At 52.2% G+C, this 16,291-nt stretch carries 17 protein-coding genes; 14 read left to right on the forward strand and 3 right to left on the reverse strand.

What is annotated here, in order from left to right; genetic code table 11:
* The first annotated feature begins 21 nt into the window (after positions 1 to 21).
* The 8 genes from rpmI to pheT all read left to right on the forward strand — a co-directional run bounded on the left by rpmI (position 22) and on the right by pheT (position 7,010).
* A complete protein-coding gene (gene rpmI / locus EVJ30_RS05840) occupies positions 22 to 216 on the forward strand; it encodes a 50S ribosomal protein L35 (RefSeq protein ID WP_016508031.1) in 195 nt (64 codons plus the stop codon).
* 28 nt (positions 217 to 244) lie between these two features.
* Positions 245 to 604 carry a 50S ribosomal protein L20 gene (gene rplT / locus EVJ30_RS05845; RefSeq protein ID WP_016508086.1) on the forward strand — a complete coding sequence of 120 codons (360 nt, stop codon included), beginning with the start codon at positions 245 to 247 and terminating at the stop codon, positions 602 to 604.
* A gap of 86 nt (positions 605 to 690) precedes the next feature.
* A complete protein-coding gene (locus EVJ30_RS05850; protein WP_070326953.1) occupies positions 691 to 945 on the forward strand; it encodes a hypothetical protein in 255 nt (84 codons plus the stop codon).
* 23 nt (positions 946 to 968) lie between these two features.
* Positions 969 to 1,451 carry a dUTP diphosphatase gene (locus EVJ30_RS05855; protein WP_131457970.1) on the forward strand — a complete coding sequence of 161 codons (483 nt, stop codon included), beginning with the start codon at positions 969 to 971 and terminating at the stop codon, positions 1,449 to 1,451.
* Between the two features lie 25 nt (positions 1,452 to 1,476).
* Positions 1,477 to 2,553, forward strand: coding sequence for a M42 family metallopeptidase (locus EVJ30_RS05860; protein WP_131457971.1), 1,077 nt, complete (start codon positions 1,477 to 1,479; stop codon positions 2,551 to 2,553).
* Between the two features lies 1 nt (position 2,554).
* Entirely contained in the window at positions 2,555 to 3,301 is a 747-nt protein-coding gene (locus tag EVJ30_RS05865) for a TrmH family RNA methyltransferase (protein WP_070326956.1), read from the forward strand.
* Between the two features lie 298 nt (positions 3,302 to 3,599).
* A complete protein-coding gene (gene pheS, locus EVJ30_RS05870) occupies positions 3,600 to 4,622 on the forward strand; it encodes a phenylalanine--tRNA ligase subunit alpha (protein ID WP_131457973.1) in 1,023 nt (340 codons plus the stop codon).
* Between the two features lie 12 nt (positions 4,623 to 4,634).
* Positions 4,635 to 7,010: a phenylalanine--tRNA ligase subunit beta gene (pheT, locus tag EVJ30_RS05875; RefSeq protein WP_131457974.1), complete on the forward strand. Its 2,376-nt coding sequence runs from the start codon at positions 4,635 to 4,637 to the stop codon at positions 7,008 to 7,010.
* A gap of 47 nt (positions 7,011 to 7,057) precedes the next feature.
* On the opposite strand, the gene EVJ30_RS05880 is transcribed toward pheT, so the two are convergent.
* The 3 genes from EVJ30_RS05880 to rnhC form a co-directional block, all read right to left on the reverse strand.
* The gene (locus EVJ30_RS05880; RefSeq protein ID WP_131458000.1) at positions 7,058 to 8,080 is read right to left on the reverse strand and encodes a PTS sugar transporter subunit IIC; all 1,023 of its coding nucleotides are present in this window, start codon (positions 8,078 to 8,080) and stop codon (positions 7,058 to 7,060) included.
* Positions 8,081 to 8,423: 343 nt separating this feature from the next.
* Positions 8,424 to 9,236 carry an alpha/beta fold hydrolase gene (locus tag EVJ30_RS05885; protein ID WP_071397801.1) on the reverse strand — a complete coding sequence of 271 codons (813 nt, stop codon included), beginning with the start codon at positions 9,234 to 9,236 and terminating at the stop codon, positions 8,424 to 8,426.
* A 72-nt stretch (positions 9,237 to 9,308) separates the two neighbouring features.
* Positions 9,309 to 10,220, reverse strand: coding sequence for a ribonuclease HIII (rnhC, locus tag EVJ30_RS05890; RefSeq protein ID WP_131468360.1), 912 nt, complete (start codon positions 10,218 to 10,220; stop codon positions 9,309 to 9,311).
* Between the two features lie 123 nt (positions 10,221 to 10,343).
* Here rnhC and EVJ30_RS05895 point away from each other — a divergent pair, with 123 nt between their 5' ends.
* The 6 genes from EVJ30_RS05895 (at position 10,344) to EVJ30_RS05920 (ending at position 16,290) form a co-directional block, all read left to right on the forward strand.
* Entirely contained in the window at positions 10,344 to 10,745 is a 402-nt protein-coding gene (locus EVJ30_RS05895) for a hypothetical protein (protein WP_070326962.1), read from the forward strand.
* Complete coding sequence (locus tag EVJ30_RS05900) at positions 10,745 to 11,266, forward strand: NfeD family membrane protein (protein ID WP_131457976.1); 522 nt, start codon at positions 10,745 to 10,747, stop codon at positions 11,264 to 11,266. The genes EVJ30_RS05895 and EVJ30_RS05900 overlap by 1 nt, the downstream gene beginning before the upstream one ends.
* A gap of 3 nt (positions 11,267 to 11,269) precedes the next feature.
* A complete protein-coding gene (locus tag EVJ30_RS05905) occupies positions 11,270 to 12,790 on the forward strand; it encodes a flotillin lipid rafts scaffold protein FloT (RefSeq protein ID WP_070326964.1) in 1,521 nt (506 codons plus the stop codon).
* A 156-nt stretch (positions 12,791 to 12,946) separates the two neighbouring features.
* The gene (locus EVJ30_RS05910; RefSeq protein WP_131468362.1) at positions 12,947 to 13,918 is read left to right on the forward strand and encodes a BMP family lipoprotein; all 972 of its coding nucleotides are present in this window, start codon (positions 12,947 to 12,949) and stop codon (positions 13,916 to 13,918) included.
* Complete coding sequence (locus EVJ30_RS05915) at positions 13,915 to 15,558, forward strand: methyl-accepting chemotaxis protein (protein ID WP_131468364.1); 1,644 nt, start codon at positions 13,915 to 13,917, stop codon at positions 15,556 to 15,558. The genes EVJ30_RS05910 and EVJ30_RS05915 overlap by 4 nt, the downstream gene beginning before the upstream one ends.
* Positions 15,559 to 15,738: 180 nt before the next feature.
* Positions 15,739 to 16,290: a helix-hairpin-helix domain-containing protein gene (locus tag EVJ30_RS05920; protein WP_070326967.1), complete on the forward strand. Its 552-nt coding sequence runs from the start codon at positions 15,739 to 15,741 to the stop codon at positions 16,288 to 16,290.
* The last annotated feature ends 1 nt before the right edge of the window (position 16,291 follow it).

Here is a 16,291-nt window from a genome sequence, read left to right on the forward strand (position 1 = left end):
CATAGTGGGGAGGAAATACTCATGCCGAAAATGAAATCGCACCGCGGTGCTTCTAAACGTTTTAAACGTACAGGATCAGGTAAACTCAAACGTTCACACGCTTTCACAAGTCACTTGTTCGGTAACAAATCGACGAAAGCGAAACGTAAGCTCCGTAAAGGTGCTATCGTATCAGCTGGAGACTACAAACGTATTCGCAACATGATTGCGAAGTAATACAGAAGGAATTTAGGAGGGAAACTATATGCCACGCGTAAAAGGCGGTTATACGACTCGTCAACGTCGTAAAAAGCAAATCAAACTTGCCAAAGGTTATTATGGCTCGAAACATATTCTATTTAAAGTAGCAAAACAACAGGTCATGAAGTCACTCATGTACGCATACCGTGACCGTCGTCAAAAGAAACGTGATTTCCGTCGTATTTGGATCACACGTATCAACGCGGCAGCACGTATCAACGGTCTTTCATACAGCCGTATGATGCACGGACTCAAGCTTGCAGGGATCGACATCAACCGTAAGATGCTTGCTGAGCTTGCAGTATCGGATGCACAAGCGTTCGCTTCACTCGCTAACACAGCTAAATCAAAATTGAACGCGTAATCGTTCAATCGAAAGCGCCGAGACTCTATCTCGGCGCTTTCTTTTTTCTCGTAAATTTCTTAAGATGAAGATAAGGAGGACACGCTATGGATCAATCTATCTTGGCCATCGTCGCGTTGGCGCTCATCGCTTTAAACGTCTATACGTATTTTCAGGCGAAGCAGTATACGCACGGTGAAGGGAAGTTCAACGTGCTATACGCCTATGCCGGAGGAGCCATTGGAGCGTTGTTTGGACTTCATTTGACACGCCAAAAGACGGTTCATGCCCCAAAAAGCATGCAAATACAAGTATTGATTTTAGCAGTGGGCTGGTCTTTAATGATTTTAGTACTGCTTTAAGTGGAGAATAGGAGGAGCAACCGGTGAACTGGACAACATTATTTGATCGGCAACGTGAATTAGATGAGCGGATCAAACAAGAACATCAACTATCCGGCAACCAATTCGATGAACGGCTACTCGCTTTACTCGTCGAACTCGGTGAACTCGCCAATGAGACCCGAAGTTTTAAATTTTGGTCAACGAAAGGCCCGTCGCCTCAAGACGTGATCTTAGAAGAGTACGTTGACGGTATCCATTTCTTACTGTCACTCGGACTCGCCCTCGGATACGAACGGGAGTCGTTCCCGGCAGGAAGCTCGTATCTTGACGCGACTGATGCTTTTTTAGATATCTTTCGAAAAGTGACGAATTTTGGTTTGTCGAAGACAGAAGCGATGTACGAGACGCTGATGGCGGCATATCTCGAACTAGGCTATACGCTAGGTTTCAACGAGAAATTGATTCTGACGGCGTATGTATCGAAGAATGAAGTCAACCATGAGCGACAAAATCAAGGCTACTAATGGAGTCGAAAGGGAGCGATACGAGATGAATGAAACTTTACATATGCTAAAACGACTGACGGATGCGACTGGCGTTCCGGGAAACGAAGGGGAAGTCCGTTCACTCATGCGCGAGTATCTCGAGCCCCACGTCGAGGCGTTCGAACAGGATGGTCTCGGTAGTCTGTTCGGCCGTGTGACAGGGAACGGTGAGGGACCGCGTGTCATGATTGCCGGTCATATGGACGAAGTCGGCTTTATGGTCACACGCATCGAAGATAGTGGTTTCCTGCGCTTCCAAGCACTCGGTGGCTGGTGGAACCAAGTATTGCTCGCTCAACGCATGGACGTCGTCACACGCTCTGGAGAGAAAATCCCAGGCGTGATCGGTGCGAAGCCACCGCATGTCCTTCCAGCCGAAGCTCGTAAAAAACCGGTCGAGATCAAAGACATGTTCTTAGATATCGGAGCGACGTCAAAAGAACAAGTCGCCGAGTGGGGAATCCGTCCAGGTGACACGGTCGTGCCGCATTGCGAGTTCACGGTCATGAAAAATGAAGACTTCTTGATGGCGAAGGCATGGGATAACCGAATCGGATGTGCGATCGCGATTGAAGCGGCCAAACGTCTGAAAAATGATGCGCCCGGAACCGTCTTCTCGGGAGCCACGGTTCAAGAGGAAGTCGGATTGCGTGGAGCCGTCACAGCGGCAAACTTGATTAAACCGGACGTCGCGATTGCCGTGGATACGGGTATCCCAGGTGATACGCCAGGTATGACACCGGCAGAAGGTTTGTCAAAACTTGGTGAAGGCGTTCAAGTCATCTTCTTTGATGCGACGACTGTCACGAACCCGCGCCTCATCGACTTGATCGTCGAAGTCGCGAAAGCAGAAGACATTAAGTATCAGTTAGATTTGACACCAGGCGGCGGCACCGACGCCGGACGGTTCCATTTATCAGGAGTCGGGATGCCGGCTGTCGCGCTCACGGTTCCAGTCCGTTATTTGCATACGAACGTGTCAATCATCCATAAAGCCGATTATGAAGCGGCCATCGATTTAGTCGTGGCGCTCACCAAGCGGTTGGATAACGAAACGGTTCAATGGTTGAAAGAGGGATAATATGACGAAAATCACGTCTACGAAAAGCGAGACGATTAAGCGTTTGAAGCGCTTGATGACGAAAAAAGGCAGACAAGAGTCTGGACAATTTTTAGTTGAAGGTGAACACTTGGTCGACGAAGCGATTCGGGCCGGACGACTCGTCCAATTGATTATGGGCGAATCTTATCGTCCGAAAAGTTCATGGCGTCTAGACGAGATGCCGGTGCTCGAACTGTCCGACCATGTCGCCGATCTGTTATCAGAAACAGAAAAGACGCAAGGGGTGTTCGCTGTCGTCAAGATGACGCCAGTCGAACGCAAGATGAAGCATGTGCTCGTCCTTGACCGCATTCAAGATCCGGGTAACCTCGGGACAATGATTCGGACAGCAGACGCGGCCGGCTTTGATACCGTGTTTCTCGGTAAAGGTACGGTCGACCCGTTCAATGCCAAAGTCGTACGGGCGACGCAAGGATCGTTGTTCCATGTGAACATTCAATCGGTCGACTTGCTCGACACGTTGCCGGAACTGAAAAGTTTAGGGTTTCACGTCTATGGGACGGCACTTTCGAAAGCGAAGTCATACGACCAAGTCGCGTTCAACGATCAAGTCGCGCTTGTCATCGGGAATGAAGCGCAAGGCGTCCATGACGACGTGCTCGCCCTTTGTGACACACGTGTCCACATTCCTGTAATCGGAGAAGCCGAATCATTGAACGCGGCAGTCGCCGCCGGCATTCTCATGTATCGCATCGCGCTACAATAATCTTGTCACCGCTTGAGAATCGTGATAGTTTAGAAACATCGAACAATATAGGTAAGACGTTGAAAGAGCATAGTACGCGAACCCCCGAACGAGCACAGGGAGCATCGGCCTAGATTGAGAGCCGATGCCGAGGTCGGCGCTGAATTCACTCTGGAGTCGTGTTGGAGACAACACCGAACTGGCATCCCGATACCGATGCTCTCAAGTGGGCCTGATCGGCCAAGTAGGGTGGTACCGCGTTTATTCGTCCCTTCAGTCATCGACTGAAGGGACTTTTTTTGTAGAGGAGGAAACATTGATGAAAGAACAGTTAGAACAATTACAACGTGAGGCCCTTCAAGAAATTGAAACGGCGTCATCACAAAAAACGTTGAACGACGTCCGGATTAAGTATTTAGGTAAAAAAGGCCCGATGACCGAAGTATTGCGCGGGATGGGCAAGTTGTCCGCCGAAGAGCGCCCGGTCGTCGGTGAACTCGCCAACACGGTGCGAACGACGATTCAAGAGGTGTTAGAGGCACGGATCGAGGACGTGAAGGCGGTCGAGCTCGAAGCGAAACTCGCAGCCGAGACGATCGACGTCACGCTCCCTGGTCGAACGGCACTTCCGGGACATAGCCACTTGCTGCAACAAATCGTCGACGAGATGGAAGACTTGTTCGTCGGTCTCGGGTATACGATTGCCGAAGGCCCGGAAGTCGAAACCGATCTGTACAACTTTGAAATGCTGAACTTGCCGAAAGATCATCCGGCACGTGACATGCAGGACTCGTTCTACATCACGGACGAGACGCTGCTGCGGACGCATACGTCGCCGGTGCAAGCACGGACGATGCTCGATGCGGACGGGAAACCGATTCGCATCATTTGTCCGGGCAAAGTGTACCGTCGCGACGAAGATGATGCGACCCATTCACACCAGTTCATGCAAATCGAGGGACTTGTCGTCGATGAGCATATCTCGATGGCCGACTTGAAAGGCACGCTTGAAGTGTTCGTCAAGCAACTGTTCGGTGAGACACGAGAAATCCGGCTTCGTCCAAGTTTCTTCCCGTTCACAGAGCCGTCCGTTGAAGTCGATATCTCATGCTTCAAGTGTGGCGGCAAAGGCTGTAACGTCTGTAAAGGGACAGGGTGGATTGAAATTCTTGGAGGCGGGATGGTCCATCCGCGCGTCCTCGAGATGGCGGGCTACGACGCGACGAAAATGTCTGGCTTTGCTTTCGGGATCGGTGTCGAACGGATGGCGATGCTCAAACACGGTGTCGATGATATTCGTCACTTCTATACAAACGACTTACGTTTCATCGAGCAATTCTAAGGAGGATCATACATGTTATTATCGAAAAAATGGTTGAACCAATATATCGACGTCTCAGACTTGAGCGGGCAAGCGTTAGGCGATTTGATCACGAAAAACGGGATTGAAGTCGAGAGTGTGACAGACCGCTCTGAAGGATTGAAAGGTCTTGTCGTCGGACACGTCCTCTCATGCGCGAAACATCCAGAGGCGGACAAGTTGAGCGTGACGACGGTCGACGTCGGTGACGACAGCCCTGTCCAAATCGTCTGTGGTGCACCGAACGTCGCGGCCGGACAACATGTCATCGTCGCAAAAGTCGGCGCAAGACTACCTGGCCTTAAAATCAAAAAAGCAAAACTTCGTGGCGTCGAGTCGCAAGGCATGATCTGTTCGCTCGAAGAACTCGGTTTCGAGAAAAAACAGATTCGCGAAGACGAACAGGACGGCATCCATACGTTCCGGGAAGAAGTTGAAGTCGGAGCGGACGTCATCAGCTTGCTCGATCTCGATGACGAAGTGATTGAACTCGGATTGACGCCGAACCGTTCGGACTGCCTTAGCCTATACGGCATCATTCATGAAGTCGCGGCGATTTTAGAACGCCCGTATACGTTGCCAGCAGCCGATGTCGAAACGGATACACCGAACGACGTGTCTGTTCGACTCGAGACAGACAACTGCACATACTACGCGACGCGACGCGTCGACGGGGTAACGATTGGCGAGTCGCCACAGTGGTTAAAAAACGTCTTGATCGCGGAAGGTGTGCGCCCGATCAATAACGTGGTCGATGTGACGAACTACGTCATGCTCGAACTCGGTCAACCGCTCCATGCGTTTGACACGTCTAAGCTCGGCCGTACCATTTTGGTTCGCCAAGCCCAGGACGGAGAAGAAATCGTCACACTTGACGATGCGACGCGCACACTCGACTCATCGATGATGGTCATTACCGATGGACAACATCCGGTCGCGATCGCTGGAGTGATGGGCGGAGCGAATACCGAAGTCGACGCGACGACGACGAGCATCATCCTGGAGTCGGCTTATTTCACGCCGGCCTCGGTCCGGAAGACGAGCCGAACGCTTGGTCTTCGTTCCGATTCAAGCGCCCGTTTCGAAAAAGGAGTCGATCCGGAACGTTTACTCCTCGCGCTTGACCGTGCCGCTGCGCTGATCGTCAACGTGAGCGGCGGGACAATCAGTGAACCCGTCATCGCTGGAAGCAAAGCGTCCGACGCCCGCACGATTGACGTGTCAATCGATTATATTAACCATCGACTCGGGATGGATCTCGACCAGACGACGATCAAACAGATTCTAAAGCGGCTCGGGTTAGACGTGACAGGAGACGAAGCGTTGACGGTTCACGTCCCGTCGCGGCGACCGGACCTAGAAGTGCCGGCTGATATTACGGAAGAAGTGGCGCGACTATACGGATACGACAGCCTTCCGTCGACGCTCCCAGCATCGCAGTCGAAAGGCTACCTGCCAAAAGACAACGTACTTCGTCGTCAAGTGCGCCGCGTCCTTCAAGGAACGGGCTTGTCACAAGCGATCACTTACTCGCTCACGAGCGAGCTTCATGCGTCACGGTTCGACGGCGAGGGAGCGACGACTGTCCGACTCGCCATGCCGATGAGCGAGGAGCGTTCGGTGCTACGGACGTCACTCGTTCCGGGATTGCTTGAAGCGGCCCGTTATAACACGGCGCGTCAACAAGCGAACGTCCGTCTATTTGAGACAGGACGTGTGTACGTAGAGCACGGAGAGACGTTACCACGCGAAACGGAACGCGTCGCGGGCGTAGTGACAGGACTTTGGTACGATCACCGCTCGCAAGGAACACGCGTCCCGGTCGACTACTTCGTCGCGAAAGGCATCGTCGATACACTCATGCGCTCGCAACGCATCGACGTGACATATGAAGCGGCCGTCATTTCAGACATGCACCCTGGCCGCACGGCGAACGTTCTCATCGCAGGGAACGTCGTCGGATACGTCGGACAAGTCCATCCGGCCGTGTCGAAAGACGCATACGGCTTGAAAGAAGTGTACGTCTTCGAGCTCGACCTTGGCGCATTGAAGTCTGAAGCGATGCTCGTCTATCAAGACGTACCACGTTCCCCATCGATTTCGCGAGATCTTGCGCTCGTGTTGAAGCGTGACATTCCGGCCGGTCAAGTCGAGGCGACGATCAGACAGGCGGCTGGTCCGCTCTTGATCGAGCTCGCTCTGTTCGACGTCTACACGGGCGATAACGTCGGTGAAACGGAGAAGTCGATTGCCTTCTCGCTCAAATATCAAGATCCGACGCGTACACTTCTTGATGAGGAAGTGACAGCGTCGTATGATGCAATCATCGAAGCAGTCAAAATCGAATATGGCGCAGAAGTACGCGCTTAACAGACAACAGCGATTCCCTTTATTGTGGGAATCGCTGTTTTTAGAATTCATTGAACTTCAAGCGCCAAGTCACCGAACTTCGTCCAACCGACGAGGCAAGTCACTTTATAAAGAAGGAATGTGATGACAGCCGGTAGGATGACGCCGGTGCCGACGAAGATGAGAAACGCTTCCATGCCCTGTGCGGCAAGGATATTGAGCGGGGCGATCATTGAGTTCAAGCCGAGCCCGGCAATCTCATATGGTACCTCGAGTGAGAACCAAAGCGTCGCGATCGGAGCGCTGATCATCGCGGCGATGAACGGTGGCATGACGACCCGTGGATTTTTGACGACGTTCGGGAACTGGACTTTCGGTGTGACGAAAAACGATGCGACTAAGCCACCTGGGTCGGTTTGGCGATAAGCCATGAGCGTGAAGCCGACGAATTGAGCGGTACAGCCGATCAAGGCGGCGGCACTCGCGACCGGGTCGAGCTGAAGCGCGATCGCAAGCGCGGCTGATGAGGCAGGTGACATGAGCATGACACTGAAGACGAGAGCGATGACGAGTGACGTTGCGATCGGTGATGTGTTGACCGACGAAGTGATGCTCGCGCTGATCGAGTTGATGAGCGGTGTCGTGACGGCAGCGGCACCGACACCGACGATGCCTCCGCCGAGCACGGCCGTGACCGGGACGACCATCATATCGAACTTCGTTTTACCGAGGACGCGTTTGCCTAACCAGACGGCCGCCGCTGCGGCAATCAAGGCACTGATCGGTTGACCGGGGACGAGGACAAGCCCGCTCTCCGTCGCTTGAAGAGCCGCACCCCCGACGGTCGCCGCAATCATCGAACTGAATAAGATGAGGGTGTTGCCGCCGAGCTGATAGGCGACTCCGGCACCGAGCGCCGGGGCGAGTAGTGACTTCGCGACTTGTCCGATCAAGACGAGCGTCTCGATTCCGGCCATCTTACCGATCGTTTCAATCAAGAGTCCGACCCCGAGTGTGACCAAGACGGCGCTAGCCATCCCTGCTGATATTTTAATCATCCGATCCATTGCGTACTGTTTCACTTCCATCATCTCCTCTGTGTATCGATCCAATAAAAAAACCTATCCTGATTGGATAGGCGCGTCGGTCATACCATGAGCGCCTCGTCCGAAACCATCGAAACAAGGGCCCAAAAATTCGTCTCGGTCAGCGAGTCGATTTTTCAGTCCCTCAGTCGAATAATAATCAGTAGGCCGTTATGTAATGGTGTACGCATCGTCGCCAGCTCCTCTGTTCAAGATTTGTCTAAGAGTAACACGATATTTTTCAATAATCAATATTTTCTGAAAACTTTCCGGAAAATATTTTTTCCACAGACAAAAACAGAGACCCGCTTCCGGTTAAGGAAGTGAGTCTCTGTTGAAAGGTATAGACTTAAGACGTACTGGCTGCCAGTAAACCGACTTGTTGATCGATGAAGTCCATTGAAATGGAATTGAACGTATCGGGTTGATCGACGTTGACGACATGCCCCGAATCGTGGACGACTTGGACGTGTGCCGTCGGTTGATGCTTCGCCGTTCGTTCGACGGCCTCAAGGAACATGTAATCCTCGTCGCCCATAATGTAGAGGATGGGGACGGATGTTTGGATTGAAGTGAAGTGACGCAGCAACGGATTCATGTTTTCCGTCATCTTGAACCAACGGATGAACTCGCGTTGGCACAAATTCGCCGCGTCGCGCACGAACATCATCCGCGATTTTTTATGCCGTTTCTTCGGCAACAAGATCCAAGCGAATAGTTGATACAGCCACATGTAAGGCACGAAACTTTGCATGAGGCTGCCGAGCCGGATGAGCAATGTCGAGCGGACATTGAACTTGACGATCGCACCACCTAAGACGACAGAAGCGATGCGGTCGGGGTGATGCTCGAACATCGCTTGGATGACGATCGTCCCGAGCGATAGCCCGACCATATGACCTTTTTCAATATTTAAATGGTTCATCACTTCGACGACGTCTTCGACGACGACATCGAGTGTGTAGGCGTTGAGTGGTTGATTCAAAGATTGTTCTTCGTTATATGAGCCGCCATGACCGCGGAGGTCGAGCAGCAAGACGTTATATTTCTTTCGAAATGGACGAATTTGACGATACCAGTGAGATAGACTCCCGCCTGCGCCATGTATGAAGATGACCCAAGGATGGTCGTCGCTTAATGTGTACGTTTTATAATGCAACATGAACGCTATCCCCCAAAAGTTTTTAAGTTCATTGAACCATAAAACAAATATAACATATCTTTGAAGTGAGAACTATCGTTTCTGCTCGCATAAACGCATCGCTTTTTTCGTGTTCGCGAAGTGAACTTTAGCGATATCGTTCAAACGTTCCTGACCGTAGCGAAGGATCAAGGTAGCGGCCACTTGATCGACTTTCGCTCCGGCCCCTTTCGGTAACGTGGCACCGAGCGTCGCGCTCAATTTGTCCATCTCTTTCAAGAAAAAAGCGCGGGCGAGGATCGAGGCGGCGGCGACGGCGACGTGGAGGCCTTCCGCTTTCGTCGAGAAGTAGACATCGTCTTTGACGATATCGGTCTCAGAACTCAAATGTCTGTAGTAGACGGCTTTTTCGGCGAACTGGTCGATTAGAATCGCTTCTGGCGTCTCGTCTAACTTTTTCAAGAGCGCCGACAACGCCGCGTTATGGGCGATCGCGGTCATCTTCCCTTGCGTCATCGTCCGTTGCATTTTGTTGTACGTCGGGTTGTGCAGCGTCGCTTTCTGGTAGGGAATCGTGACGTGCAAGTCTTTAGCGATGCGTAAAATATCTTTATCGGTAAGTAATTTAGAATCTTTGACACCGAGTTCTTTGACGAGGGCAATCTTTTCCTTCGGGACGTAGGCGGCAACAACGACGAGCGGACCGAAATAATCACCTTTCCCGACTTCATCGCTCCCGATGACGGACCAATCGGAAAAACCGGCCGGTAACGTATGTTTTGGAACGGACGTTTCCTTTTTGATGGAATCTCCCCATTTGGCCGCCTCTTCATCCGCAGCCCGACCTTGAAACATGACTTTTCCCGAATTGTACACGGTGACCACACAGTGGGGCGTCTTGGCACTGAAGCGAGCGTGTGGTGGCGGATTGACCGCGTGAGCGCGATAGCTCTGGATTAATTGTTCTTGAGCCGCGGTTGATAATTTGATGACTTGATTGCCCAAAGTGAGCACTTCCTTTCTTAACGTTCGCAAATTTATCTTACATTTTTTTCGCGCATTTTGAAACCAATGATTCAATTGATACGTATGAATGAGTGAGTAGAAAAGAAGTGAGGTGAGACGGAGATGTGGTGGCGCGATGACACGGACCAAGATGAGGCAGAGTTCCTCTATAAACATATTCTCGAGCTCGAGGCCAGGATTGCCAAACTGGTTGCCCATCAAGTCAGGGTGCGTCGCCTGCTGATGCAAGAGTCGTCGGAGGCGGCGACAGAGCAGATTATTACGTTACAGGGCGAAGTCGATCACTATTTAAAACTACTGCGTCAGGAACGGCTCGAAGAGGTTGACCGGTATGATCGTTTAAACCTTGAACGAACGCTTGGTCGCGTGCGGAAGGCGGTACAGTATCCGACCCGGCCGTTATCGGAATGGGATACGATTGAACAGGCGCTCGCGCTTGAAGTCGAACATTTGCGACGTGTGCTCGCATATGAACAACAGCGCCGCACCGAGGAGGGATGGTAATGGAATCGTTAGAACAACTGTACTGGTGGGTACTCATCATTGCCGGTCTCGGCACATTTTTATACATGCTGTTCTCGGACGCGTTCGATTTCTTCGAAGGCTGGTTCAATCCGGCCGTCATCCTCTCTTTCCTGGCGCTCGGGGCAGGTATCGGGTTAATCTTGAACGCGCTCGCCCATGTGTCGCCGATGATCGGTCTCGCGGTGGCGCTCGCCGGCTCATTCGCGCTCACGACGTTACTATACTTGTTCGTCCTCCTACCGCTGTCAAATGCGGAAGAGTCGATTGGTATGACTGATGAGTCGCTCGTCGGATTGGTCGGGCGATTGACCGTCCCCGTCCCTGAAGGCGGTTACGGTGAAGTGCTCGTCGAGTCGGTCGTCGGTTCGATTTTGAAGACGGCACAAAGTATTGACGGGAAAGCGATTCCTAGTGATCGTCGAGTCGTCATCATCGAAGTACAACGAAATATCGCGGTCGTCATGGAATATGACGAACCCACTATTCGAAAGGAGCAATAATGTATGGACACAACCATTTTAGTCAGTATTATCGTCGGGGTGATTTTGCTCGCCTTGATCTTCGTGTTTGTCTTGAAATATCGTACAGTCGGACCGGATGAGGCGCTCATCGTCACCGGGAGCTACTTAGGTAAAAAGAACGTCCACAGTGACGCTTCCGGTAACCGCGTCAAAATCATTCGCGGCGGCGGGGCGTTCGTCTTGCCAGTATTCCAACAAGCGGAACCGCTCAGCTTGCTCTCGAGCAAGCTCGAAGTAACGACGCCTGAAGTGTATACCGAGCAAGGAGTCCCGGTCATGGCTGACGGGACGGCCATTATTAAAATCGGTGGCTCGATCAGTGAGATCGCGACAGCGGCCGAACAATTCCTCGGCAAACCGAAAATCGAGCGTGAGAACGAGGCGAAAGAAGTGCTCGAAGGTCACCTTCGTTCGATCCTCGGTTCGATGACAGTCGAAGAGATTTATAAAAACCGCGACAAGTTCTCGCAAGAAGTGCAACGTGTCGCCTCGCAAGATTTAGCGAAGATGGGCCTCGTCATCGTCTCGTTCACGATTAAAGACGTGCGGGATAAGAACGGATACCTCGAGTCGCTCGGGAAGCCACGGATCGCCCAAGTAAAACGTGACGCCGACATCGCAACGGCTGAAGCGGATAAAGAAACGCGCATCAAACAAGCGGAAGCGATGAAGGACGCGAGGAAAGCGGAGCTTGAACGAAACTCTGAAATCGCGGAAGCGGAAAAAGAGAACCAACTCCGCATCGCCGACTACCGCCGCGAGCAAGATGTCGCTAAAGCACGGGCTGACCAATCGTACGAGCTTGAAGAAGCCAAGGCCAAACAAGAAGTCACAGAGCAACAGATGCAAGTTCAGATCATCGAGCGTCAAAAGCAAATCGAGCTCGAAGAGAAAGAAATCATGCGTCGTGAAAAGCAATATGATTCAGAAGTGAAGAAAAAAGCCGACGCCGACCGCTATGCGATCGAACAGGCTGCGGAAGCTGATAAAGCTCGTCAAATCGCCGCAGCAGATGCCGGGAAGTACCGCATCGAGGCCGAGGCGAAAGCCGATGCTGAACGCGTCCGTCTCGCTGGTGTCGCCGAAGCCGATGCTGAACGGGCGAAAGGGGAAGCAGAGGCCGATATTATTCGTCTTACTGGTCTCGCCGAAGCCGAAGCGAAACAAAAGATCGCCGAGGCGTTCGAACAGTACGGTCAAGCCGCCATTCTCGACATGGTCGTCAAGATGCTTCCTGACTACGCGAAGCAAATTGCGGCACCGCTCGGTAACATCGACCAAATCACGGTCGTCGATACGGGGAGCGGTAAAGACGGGGGAGCCGGGAAAGTCACGGGTTACGCGACTGATTTGATGGCTTCACTGCAGCAGACGCTCAAAGCGTCGTCTGGCATCGATATGAAAGACTTGCTTGATAATTTTGCCGGAAAAGGCAACGTGCCGACCTCACCGACTGCTGAACGGAAGTTGACGGAAACGACCGTCGCGGCGTCGGAAGAATAAGTTGAATCAACAAGGCTGCAGGCAATCGTCTGCAGCCTTGTTTGTCGTGACGTCGTTCAAATTATTACCCTAAGTTTTAAAAGGTTTGACTTCAAATCCGGCGTAAATCAGACGATACATGAGATGTCAGACCATTAGAGAGAGGAAGTACATGTTATGAACAAAACAATCATGATCGGCGCACTGACGACTTGTATCGTTTGGCTATCCGGGTGTCAGTCTGTCATCGATCAACCGGAACAGACGGTCGAACCCCGCCAATCGATGGGTGTCGTCCTGTCTGACGTTGGTCTCGGGGACCAATCGTTCAGTGACGCTGCGATGCGTGGCATGGGACAGTTGCGAGAGGCGGGAGATTGGTTCGTCGATTATCGAGAATTGGACGAGACTGAAACATACAAAGCAGGATTTGAGCAATTGGTCGAAGACGGACATGATGTGATCGTCGGTCTTGGTTTCGCGAGTCAAACTGATCTAGAAACGGTGGCTTCGAAGCACCCAGATCAACAATTTGCCTTAGTCGACGCGGTATCGACGTTACCAAACGTCATCTCGGTCACGTTCGAAGAGACAGAAGGCAGCGCGTTGGCCGGTGCGGTCGCGGGACTTGAAACGGAGTCCGATAAAATCGGATTCATCGGAGGAGTCGACAACGAGCTGATTCAGAAATTTGAAACCGGGTTCGAATTAGGGGCGAAAAGCGTGAACGAGGACGTCGAAATGATCGTCGACTACGCGAACGATTTCGCCTCGCCTGAGATCGGACGGAAATTGGCGGAAAAACAGATTGCCGCAGGGGCCGACGTACTCTACGCAGCGGCCGGTCTGACCGGTGTCGGTGTACTCGAGACGGCTGAACGAAACGGGATCAAGGCAATCGGCGTCGACAGCGATCAATCGATGATCGCACCTGATGCGGTCATCACGTCGATGTTAAAGCAAGTCGACTTGGCCATCGTCAAGATTGCGGACAGCCTTGAAACAGAAGCGATCAACGACCATATCGAACTCGGGATCGACGAGGGCGGTATCGGGCTAGCAGCGCTGCGCCGTGTGCAATGGACCGATGAAGAGACAGAGCAGTTTGAAGCAGTTCAGAAACGGTTGCTGGAGGGGGCGTTACAATGAGTTTACGCAAACGCTTTATCTTCTCGACCGTATTCACGGTCTTACTCATCGTCTTGATGATGAGTTATGTATTGACGACGTTGAACCGGTTGCAGACGTACAATGAGCAATACGGCACCCAGATGATCGAGTTATCTCAACTCGAGACGTCACTTTTACAAGAACAATCCCTTTGGACGTCGCTCGGTGAACAGATGAGTCAATCGACGCTGACACAGCTCGAGCGGATTCGTGCCACGAACACGGAGACGTTCCAAGAGATGAATCAAACCTATTTGATCGATGAGTTTTCAACGCACCTTGACCGAGCCACAGCCAAATATGAGCGCATTGGAGCGAATATTGAAACGGCTCAAGCAGGCGGCATTGCTGCCCGCATTCAAGCGGCGAAACTAGAAGGGGTTTTGAACGACGTGAACACGTTGTTGTTAAAAAACGGAACGTTTTACGAGGCGTTGCAAAAAGAAGCTGCCGACGAGACGAAGCGCCTGTTCCTCGTCTCAATCTTGTTGACGGTGTTCGTCGTCACGGTGTTAAGCCTGTACAACTTCTTCTTCGCCCGCTCGATCACACTTCCGCTCGAACGGAACGTAAAAGCAGCCGAGGCGATCGCGGCCGGGCACTTGATCACGTTGCCGGATTCAACGCGACGCGATGAGATCGGCCGACTAGAACGCGCCATGCGAGATATGACGGCGTCGCTTCAAACCGTGATTGGCTCGATTCGGGTCACGTCGGTCAAAGTGAATGAGATGACAGAGACGGCCGCCGCTGAAAATGAAGCGGTCGTGAGTACGACGTCGAACATCACGAACGCGGTCGATGAGATGGCGAACGGGGCCCAATCGATCGCGACTGAACTTCAAGAGACGCTCGAGTCGGTCGGGATCATGGCGACATCGTTCGAGACGAGCTTGAACCAGACGAAACAAACGACTGAAGAGACGACCGAGATGACGCGTGAAGTGGCGGCCGGAATCGAGACGTTGACGGATCAAGAACATATTTTACGTCGGTCGGGCGAGCGCAACCAATCGCTCGTCGAACGGATGGACCAGTTCGCGAGAAAAACAGAAGAAATCGAGAAGATGGCAAAACTCGTGGAAGACGTTGCCGCCCAGACGAATTTACTTGCCTTGAACGCCGCGATTGAAGCCGCACGAGCCGGTGAGGCCGGGCGAGGTTTTGCTGTCGTCGCGAGTGAAGTGAAGAAATTGGCTGAGGAGAGTAATGTGGCGACGCGCTCGATCTTCGGGGTCGTCCAAACGATTCGGGACGAGGTCGGCAATTTGACAGACATGGTCGAAGAGTCGAGCCACGAGCAAACGGCGCAACTTCAAGCGTTCGGACTGACGAAGCAAGCGTTCACACGCATCCATGATCGGACCGATCACGTGGCCTCGTTCGTGGGCACGATCGAACAAGAAATGGTCGCTTCGAGCCGTGAAGTCACGAACGTGTTGAAACGCGTCGAAGAAGTGAGTGGTGTGACCGAAGAATTAGCAGCCGGTAACGAAGAAGTCGCCGCCTCGATGAAAGAGCAACAGGCAAGCTTTGATCAAATCTTTGCCTTGATGCAAGAGCTAGAAGGACAAGCCGCCTCACTGGCGAGCCAAGTTCAACATTTTGAAGAGCAATGAGACAAGTTGAAGAGCAATGAGACAAGTTTCGGCTTGTCTCTTTTTTGCGTTCCGATACGTCATCGATCCGTGGGTGAACGCTCAAGCATTGCGACCGCATCTAGCAACTAGGACTTGAGCGTGAGCCGGCTATTTCTCGCATACTAATGAAGAGACATTCGTTTATGTGGGGGGAACGATATGGAGAAGTGGAAACGGTATGTCGTCGCGTTGCTCGTCATCTTGTTCGTCGGTGTCGGCTATATGTTTTATTCGAAAGAGCCGGAAACGACGATGGTCGAGGAGTTTACGACGGTGGAGGAAGCAGAGGCGGGCCCGGTGACAGAAGTTGTCGTCTACGTCACGGGAGCGGTCGAAGCGCCCGACACGTATACGATGCCGCAAGGGGCTAGAGTCGGGGACGTCTTGTCTCTCGCCGTGTTGACGGACGAAGCTGACCCTGAACAGCTGAATTTAGCCCAATTGCTCGTAGACGGCACGAAAATCACGGTACCGAAACAAGGAGAGGCCGTTGCAGTCCCGGAAACCGATACGACGAACGGCATTCACGTCAACAGTGCGACGAAAGAAGAGTTGATGACCGTCCCCGGGATCGGTCCGGCCAAAGCGGACGCTATTTTGAACTATTTGAAAGAAAACGGTCCATTTAAATCGTACGACGAGCTCGGGAACGTCAAAGGGTTCGGTGAGAAAACGCTCGAGAGCATGGAAGGCTATTTGTTGGTCCCGTGAT

The organism is Exiguobacterium sp. SH5S13, assembly GCF_004337085.1.
Taxonomy (GTDB): Bacteria; Bacillota; Bacilli; order Exiguobacteriales; family Exiguobacteriaceae; genus Exiguobacterium; species Exiguobacterium aurantiacum_A.

What these genes read in the sequence shown, in the direction of transcription:
- rpmI (WP_016508031.1), top strand. Translation starts at nt 22, where the DNA reads ATGCCGAAAATGAAATCGCACCGCGGTGCTTCTAAACGTTTTAAACGT.
- rplT (WP_016508086.1), top strand. Translation starts at nt 245, where the DNA reads ATGCCACGCGTAAAAGGCGGTTATACGACTCGTCAACGTCGTAAAAAG.
- EVJ30_RS05850 (WP_070326953.1), top strand. Translation starts at nt 691, where the DNA reads ATGGATCAATCTATCTTGGCCATCGTCGCGTTGGCGCTCATCGCTTTA.
- EVJ30_RS05860 (WP_131457971.1), top strand. Translation starts at nt 1,477, where the DNA reads ATGAATGAAACTTTACATATGCTAAAACGACTGACGGATGCGACTGGC.
- EVJ30_RS05865 (WP_070326956.1), top strand. Translation starts at nt 2,555, where the DNA reads ATGACGAAAATCACGTCTACGAAAAGCGAGACGATTAAGCGTTTGAAG.
- pheS (WP_131457973.1), top strand. Translation starts at nt 3,600, where the DNA reads ATGAAAGAACAGTTAGAACAATTACAACGTGAGGCCCTTCAAGAAATT.
- pheT (WP_131457974.1), top strand. Translation starts at nt 4,635, where the DNA reads ATGTTATTATCGAAAAAATGGTTGAACCAATATATCGACGTCTCAGAC.
- EVJ30_RS05880 (WP_131458000.1), bottom strand. Translation starts at nt 8,080, where the DNA reads ATGATGGAAGTGAAACAGTACGCAATGGATCGGATGATTAAAATATCA.
- EVJ30_RS05885 (WP_071397801.1), bottom strand. Translation starts at nt 9,236, where the DNA reads ATGTTGCATTATAAAACGTACACATTAAGCGACGACCATCCTTGGGTC.
- EVJ30_RS05895 (WP_070326962.1), top strand. Translation starts at nt 10,344, where the DNA reads ATGTGGTGGCGCGATGACACGGACCAAGATGAGGCAGAGTTCCTCTAT.
- EVJ30_RS05900 (WP_131457976.1), top strand. Translation starts at nt 10,745, where the DNA reads ATGGAATCGTTAGAACAACTGTACTGGTGGGTACTCATCATTGCCGGT.
- EVJ30_RS05905 (WP_070326964.1), top strand. Translation starts at nt 11,270, where the DNA reads ATGGACACAACCATTTTAGTCAGTATTATCGTCGGGGTGATTTTGCTC.
- EVJ30_RS05910 (WP_131468362.1), top strand. Translation starts at nt 12,947, where the DNA reads ATGAACAAAACAATCATGATCGGCGCACTGACGACTTGTATCGTTTGG.
- EVJ30_RS05915 (WP_131468364.1), top strand. Translation starts at nt 13,915, where the DNA reads ATGAGTTTACGCAAACGCTTTATCTTCTCGACCGTATTCACGGTCTTA.
- EVJ30_RS05920 (WP_070326967.1), top strand. Translation starts at nt 15,739, where the DNA reads ATGGAGAAGTGGAAACGGTATGTCGTCGCGTTGCTCGTCATCTTGTTC.